The following is a 6,238-nucleotide window of genomic DNA, read 5'->3' as shown; positions in this document are numbered from 1 at the left end:
GCTTCTTCGTTGCATCGTCTAACGGCTTCTTCGACACGGCGCGTATCTCCAATCAACCCGTTAGAGATGAAACGCGCCAGCCCTGAATCCGTTGTCATGTTTTTTGTAAATCTCAATAATCGGCGTCACGGCGGGCGAGGCACAGAATCCGGAGCGAGTTCTGCCAAAGGCCACCAATAGCGTGGTGTGGCGCATCCTGATCTTCTACATCGGCGCCCTGGTGGTGATGATGTCCCTGGTGCCCTGGACCGAGTTGAAGCCCGACGTCAGCCCCTTCGTCTTCCTGTTCGAAAGGATGGGCATTCCCGGTGCCGCGAGCGCTATCAATTTCGTCGTCATCACCGCCGCTGCATCCTCGTGCAACAGTGGCATCTTCAGCACCGGACGCATGCTGTACACCCTGGCCCAGTTTGGTCAGGCGCCCAAGGCTTTTGCCCGGACTAATGCCAATCACGTACCGTCCACTGCCGTCACCTTTTCTGCGATCCTGATGGGCGCTGGCGTGGTGCTGAACTACGTGGTCCCGGACGAGGCTTTCGTCTGGATCACCAGCATCTCCCTGGTGAGTGCCCTGTCCCGCGTGGCCCTGTATGTCGCGCCGATCTGGTTCGCGCTACTGGGTATCGGTTATCGGCTTGCCATAAGTAACAACCCCGCTGTCGCCGTGGCCACTACCAGCGCCACGCGCTGAGCTGTGCGCATGAGCGCCGGGGCGCGTCAGCGCGCCCCGGTAGCGGTCCCGCGCTTTCTATCGAACTCGACGGAAAAGCATTCCATGTCCAATCCCGAACAGACTTCCGCCAGTGCCGTGCTGACAATCGACCTCGGTGCCATTTGCGACAACTGGCGGACCCTGAAGGCCAAGGTCGGCGGGGTCGAATGTGCCGCGGTTGTCAAAGCTGACGCCTACGGCCTTGGCGCGGCCAAAGTCGGCCCGGCGCTTTACCGGGCCGGCTGCCGCCATTTCTTCGTTGCTCATCTGAACGAGGCCATCGCGCTGCGTCCGGTCCTGCCGGGCGACGCGGCCCTCTACGTCCTGCATGGCATCCATCCGGATTCGGAGCGGGATTTCGTGACCCATGGCGTGGTTCCGGTGCTGAACAGCCTCGTGCAAGTCAAGGCCTGGGGGAAACTCGCCCGCGAGCGGGGCGTGCGCTTGCCAGCAGTACTCCAGGTCGATACGGGCATGGCGCGCCTGGGCCTGGGTTGCGAGGAACTGGAAACGCTGGCTGAGGCCCCCGGCATGCTGAGCGAAATTGATCTCAGGTTAATCATGAGCCATCTGGTCAGCGCGGAAAACCAGGCCGAGGTGATCAATGACTTGCAGCTCGCGCGTTTCCGCGCTGCGCTCGCCCGACTGCCCAAAGCGAGGGCGAGCCTGGCCAATTCCTCGGGAATTTTCTTGGGGCGGGACTACCACTTCGATCTGGTGCGCCCTGGCGCCGCCCTCTACGGGGTGGCGCCCATCGCCGGGATGCCCAATCCCGTGCGTCCGGTCATCAAACTGGAGGGCAGGGTGATACAGACCCGGTGGATAGCGGCCGGAAATGCGGTTGGCTATTCCCATACCTGGACCGCGCCTCGCCGCTCACGGATTGCGACGGTTGCCGTGGGCTATTGCCTGCCACTGGTCGGAAACGTTTCCATGGACACGGTGACCCTCGACGTGACCGATGTTCCGGCCCATGAGCTCGCAGAGGGAACGCTCATCACTTTAGCCGACGACGCTCTGCATGTGGACAAGATTGCCTCGCGCGCCGGAACTATCGGCTACGAGGTCCTGACCCGCCTGGGGAATCGCTATTTGCGCTCGTACATCAATGATTGAGCGCTGGCCGCGGCATGCCCTTTCAGGCCTCGACCATCCCCAGAAACTGCTGAAGTTCAGGCGTCTGCGGTCGGCCGAACACGTCGTTGGGGGCGCCGGCTTCGTGGACCTTGCCCTGATGCATGAAGACAACACGGTCGCACACCTCCCGCGCGAAGCGCATTTCGTGCGTCACCATCAGCAGCGTCATGCCATCTGCGGCCAGGCCACGCACCACCTGCAGCACCTCGTTGACGAGCTCCGGGTCCAAGGCCGAGGTAATCTCATCGCAGAGCAGCGCGGTCGGCTGCATGGCGAGCGCGCGGGCAATGGCAACGCGTTGCTGCTGACCGCCAGAGAGCTGGTCGGGGTATGCATCGAACTTGGCGGAAAGCCCCACCCGCGCCAGGTTGAGTTCAGCCAGTTCACGGGCCTTGGCCTCTGGCACGCCCTTGACGGTCATTGGCGACAGCATCACGTTGCGCCCGGCGCTCAGGTGCGGGAAGAGATTGAACTGCTGGAATATCATGCCTACCTTCAGCCGCAGCGCGCGCAGTTGCAGCTCGCTGTCGGCCAGATGAGCACCTGCCACGGTAATGGCGCCCGAATCGATTCGCTCCAGCCCGTTGATGCAACGTAGCAGCGTGCTCTTGCCCGAGCCACTCTTGCCGATGATGGCGATGACTTCGCCAGACTCAACCGAGAGCGACACACCCTTCAGGACCTCGTTGCTGCCAAACGACTTGCGAACCTGATCAATGGCGATGAGCGGCATGGAATTTCCTCTCCAGCATTTTGCTGTATTGCGAAAGCGGCCAGCACAGCGCGAAGTACATCAGCGCGACGGCGGCATACACGGTAAATGGTTGGAACGTGGCGTTCACGATCATGGTGCCCGCCTTAGATAGCTCGGTGAAGCCGATGATCGACGCCAGCGCCGTGCCCTTGATGACCTGGACGCCAAAGCCAACGGTCGGTGCCACGGCAATCCGCAGGGCCTGTGGCAGGATCACGTAGCGCATCTGCTGCACGTAGTTCATCGCCAGGCTGCCCGATGCTTCCCACTGGCCGCGCGGGATGGCTTCCACACAGCCGCGCCAGATTTCAGCCAGGAAGGCCGATGTCCACAGCGTTAACGCCAGCCCCGCGGCCAGCCACGCTGGCACCTCGATGCCGAACAACGCAAGGCCGAAGAACGCGAGGAAAAGCTGCATCAGCAGCGGCGTGCCCTGGAACAGTTCGATATAGCCCTGCGTTAGCCGCCTTGCCGATCGACCCTTGCCGGTACGCAGCAACAGCACGAGCAGGCCAACGATGCCGCCGCCCACGAACGCGATCAACGACAGCAACACGGTCCAGCGCGCCGCCAGCAGCAGGTTGCGAACGATATCCCACAACGAGAACTCGATCATCCCGCCCTCCGGGAAAATAGCTGCCGGCCAATGCCGCGCAGCAACTGCCGCAGGGCAATCGCCAGGAGCAGATAGATTCCGGTGCTGACCAGATACACCTCGAACGCGCGGAAGTTGCGCCCCTGGATGAAATTGGCCGCATATGTCAGGTCTTGCGCCGCAATCTGCGAACAGACCGCGGATCCCAGCATCACGATCACCACCTGGCTCGACAGCGCGGGCCAGATCTTCTGCAATGCCGGGCGCAGCACCACATGCTGGAACACCTGGAACGGTGACATGGCAAGACTTGCTCCCGCCTCGAACTGTCCGCGCGGCGTGGCAGCCAGACCGGCGCGAACGATCTCGGTACCATAGGCGCCCAGATTGATGACCATGGCCAGCGATGCCGCCACCATTTCGGGCAGATGCATGCCAAGGCTGGGTAGCCCAAAGAAGATAAAGAACAGCTGGATCAGGAACGGCGTGTTCCGGATCAACTCGACATAGGTGCTGACCACGGCGCGCAGCCAGGCCGGTCCCTGGGACTTGGCCCAGGCCCCCGCCACCGCGACGGCCACGCCGAGCACACCACCCGTCAGCGTCAGCTGCGCCGTGACGGCAATGCCTTTTAGCAGCACGTCGGTGTAATCCAGCACCGATACGAAATCGAACGCGTAAGCCATGTTTTTACCTGGACAGCGCGTGTCAGAGCTGAGCCGGCAGCGGACGCAATAGCCACTTGATCGACAGCGTATTCAGCGAGCCGTCCTTCTTGGCTTCAGCCAGAATGGCATTGACCTTGTCCTGCAGCGATTTCTCGCCCTTGTTCATGCCGATGAAGCACGGCGAATTTTTGATCAGGAACTTGGTCTCTGGTGCCTTGGGCGGGTGCTTGGCGATCAGCGTGGAGGCCACCACGTTGCCGGTGGCAATCAGCTGCACCTGTCCCGAGAGGAAGGCCGAGATCGTGGCGTTGTTGTCTTCGTAGCGCTTGATGTTCGCGCTGGCCGGTGCAATCTTGCTCAATTCCAGGTCTTCGACTGCACCACGCGTGACGCCAACGGTCTTGCCCGCCAGATCGGCCGCGCCTTTCACGGCAATGTCCGCCGGTCCGAACACACCATTGAAGAACGGCGCATAGGCCTCCGAGAAATCAAGCACCTTCTCGCGCTCGGGGTTCTTGCCCATGCTCGAGATCACCAGATCCACCTTGCGCGTCTGCAGATACGGCACGCGGTTGGTGCTGGTCACCGGCACCAGTTGGAGCTTCACGCCCATCTTCTTGGCCATCAGCGCGGCCACATCGATATCGAGACCCTGAGGCGTCATATCGGCGCCCACCGAGCCGAACGGCGGGAAATCCTGCGGCACGGCCACGCGCAGCACGCCGGCCTTGGTGATGTCGGCAAGCGTGTCGGCCTGCGCTGGCAGCGAGGCCACGCAAAGACCGGCCAGCAATGCGCACATCAGGCTGCGACGGGAAAACTTGGATTGGGACAGGGCTTGAAACATCGCGTGTTTCCTCAGGTTCGGGATGGGGAGGGGGAGAGAAATGCAGCATCCGCGGAAACTTCCGCGGCGGGTGTTGTGGCATGCGGCGTAGGCAGGGGATCGACCGGCGCCAGGGCCTGGCGCAGGTGCGCAAGCGGGTCGGCAGGCCCCACGGCATCAAGACTCGTATGCACCTCGCCCAGATGCTCGGCCATCAGCCGCGCGGCCAACGCACCGTCGCCGTCGGCCAACGCATTGACGATGTCTTCGTGCTGGCTGCATGAGCGGCCGGCATCGGCGGCAGACTGATTGCGGCTGGCCACCAGCGTCGTGCGCGCGGTCAGGTCGCGCAGCGTGTCGACAAGCAGGCCGTACCCCAACGAGGCGCACAGGCAAACATGAAAATCGCCCAGCAGGAAGCTGCGCATGCTGGGGTCTTCGCCAAGGAGCGCGGCCTTCTCGCGTGCGATATGGACCTTGAGCGCGTGAATGGCCTCTGCACCGGGCGGGCGCTCGGGACCGATTTCGCGTAGCAAGCCGGTTTCGATAATGCGCCGCGCGTCGAACGCCGCGCGAATATCGTCGGAACCCGGTTCTACCAGGAACCAGCCGCGCCGTGCACTGACGGTCACCATGCCACGCGCGGCAAGTCGCGACAGCGCCTCCCGCACCAGCGTGCGGCTCACGCCGAACAGCGTGGCGAGTTCTTGCTCGCCCAGGCGGGAGCCGGGGAGTAGTTTCTGGCCAAGCATTGCCTCGGTAATGCGATTGGCAATATCGGCGGGAGAGTTTTCAGTCGTTGCGCTCACGGCTACCACTTGAGCAAGTGGTATGCCATGCTTGTATGCAAGATTTGTAGCCAAAAAGAGGCGTGAACGTCAGTCGGAAGCTAGCGTCAACGCCGGTCGACTCCCCAAGGCAGGGAATCGCGCGCCGCGATGGTGCGCGACGCTGGCTCTTTCCCTTTTCGACGACTGATGCCTCATTGGGCAGCGACGAGAGTTGGCTTTTCCAATTGCAAGGCGGGGGTCAGGTGCCAGCACTTGTGCGGCGAGGGGCAGGAGTGAGTCGTTCTAATCCTGGTTTGATGCGAATCCGGGGGCTATGTGTTTCGTCAAGCATTAGGGGCGGATTTCGGCTGATAGACGTAGAACGAAGCAATTCTGAGGTCTCCCGCACTTTGTGCGACGGCCGCGTCGAGGGCTTGATTTCGGGCCGATCTGTTCCTTACCATGAGCCAAGTTCTCGATGGGATTGATCGTATGCCCGCCCGTCTGGGTAAGTGCGACGTCTCCAGTGACGCGCGAGTGGACACCAGCACTGTAGAAATCTGCAGTACGGTTCGTGCGGCAATTTGTCCTGCTTGCCGTTGGGGGGTAACCGCCGCCACGGCAGCTATGTGCGGAGCTGGCAGAACGTCCGGTGCTAGGAGATTGTCGGATTTTCGGGGATCTCCAGTCGTCCGGCGGGACGGGTTGAGCGTTGATAAATTCACTGTTCGCTGAGTGAGCCCATAGATGAGTCGTTTCGTGCCCGTTGATCGTCA

7 protein-coding genes are annotated in these 6,238 nt (G+C 62.1%); 2 read left to right on the top strand and 5 right to left on the bottom strand.

Annotated elements, in window-relative coordinates; genetic code table 11:
- Nucleotides 1-109: 109 nt before the first annotated feature.
- The gene (locus tag DN412_RS41975; protein ID WP_425267498.1) at nt 110-691 is read left to right on the top strand and encodes an amino acid permease; all 582 of its coding nucleotides are present in this window, start codon (nt 110-112) and stop codon (nt 689-691) included.
- Between the two features lie 84 nt (nt 692-775).
- Nucleotides 776-1,828, top strand: coding sequence for an alanine racemase (alr, locus tag DN412_RS41970; protein WP_115216870.1), 1,053 nt, complete (start codon nt 776-778; stop codon nt 1,826-1,828).
- Between the two features lie 22 nt (nt 1,829-1,850).
- Here alr and DN412_RS41965 read toward each other — a convergent pair whose 3' ends face one another.
- From DN412_RS41965 to DN412_RS41945, 5 genes are read right to left on the bottom strand one after another with little or no spacing between them, the layout of a single operon-like run.
- Entirely contained in the window at nt 1,851-2,582 is a 732-nt protein-coding gene (locus tag DN412_RS41965) for an amino acid ABC transporter ATP-binding protein (protein ID WP_115216869.1), read from the bottom strand.
- On the bottom strand, nt 2,563-3,219 hold the full coding sequence (locus DN412_RS41960) for an amino acid ABC transporter permease (RefSeq protein WP_115216868.1): 657 nt from the start codon (nt 3,217-3,219) through the stop codon (nt 2,563-2,565). Before DN412_RS41960 ends, DN412_RS41965 begins: the two co-directional genes overlap by 20 nt.
- Nucleotides 3,216-3,884 carry an amino acid ABC transporter permease gene (locus tag DN412_RS41955; protein WP_115216867.1) on the bottom strand — a complete coding sequence of 223 codons (669 nt, stop codon included), beginning with the start codon at nt 3,882-3,884 and terminating at the stop codon, nt 3,216-3,218. The genes DN412_RS41960 and DN412_RS41955 overlap by 4 nt, the downstream gene beginning before the upstream one ends.
- A 22-nt stretch (nt 3,885-3,906) precedes the next feature.
- Nucleotides 3,907-4,713: a transporter substrate-binding domain-containing protein gene (locus DN412_RS41950; protein ID WP_208647765.1), complete on the bottom strand. Its 807-nt coding sequence runs from the start codon at nt 4,711-4,713 to the stop codon at nt 3,907-3,909.
- Between the two features lie 11 nt (nt 4,714-4,724).
- Nucleotides 4,725-5,501: a GntR family transcriptional regulator gene (locus DN412_RS41945; RefSeq protein WP_115216866.1), complete on the bottom strand. Its 777-nt coding sequence runs from the start codon at nt 5,499-5,501 to the stop codon at nt 4,725-4,727.
- Nucleotides 5,502-6,238 lie beyond the last annotated feature (737 nt).

The sequence above is a fragment of the Cupriavidus lacunae genome (assembly GCF_003353055.1).
Classification (GTDB): Bacteria; Pseudomonadota; Gammaproteobacteria; order Burkholderiales; family Burkholderiaceae; genus Cupriavidus; species Cupriavidus lacunae.
This window is presented reverse-complemented; position numbering and strand designations above follow the sequence as displayed.

What these genes read in the sequence shown, in the direction of transcription:
- DN412_RS41950 (WP_208647765.1), bottom strand. Translation starts at nt 4,713, where the DNA reads ATGTTTCAAGCCCTGTCCCAATCCAAGTTTTCCCGTCGCAGCCTGATG.
- DN412_RS41955 (WP_115216867.1), bottom strand. Translation starts at nt 3,884, where the DNA reads ATGGCTTACGCGTTCGATTTCGTATCGGTGCTGGATTACACCGACGTG.
- alr (WP_115216870.1), top strand. Translation starts at nt 776, where the DNA reads ATGTCCAATCCCGAACAGACTTCCGCCAGTGCCGTGCTGACAATCGAC.
- DN412_RS41960 (WP_115216868.1), bottom strand. Translation starts at nt 3,219, where the DNA reads ATGATCGAGTTCTCGTTGTGGGATATCGTTCGCAACCTGCTGCTGGCG.
- DN412_RS41965 (WP_115216869.1), bottom strand. Translation starts at nt 2,582, where the DNA reads ATGCCGCTCATCGCCATTGATCAGGTTCGCAAGTCGTTTGGCAGCAAC.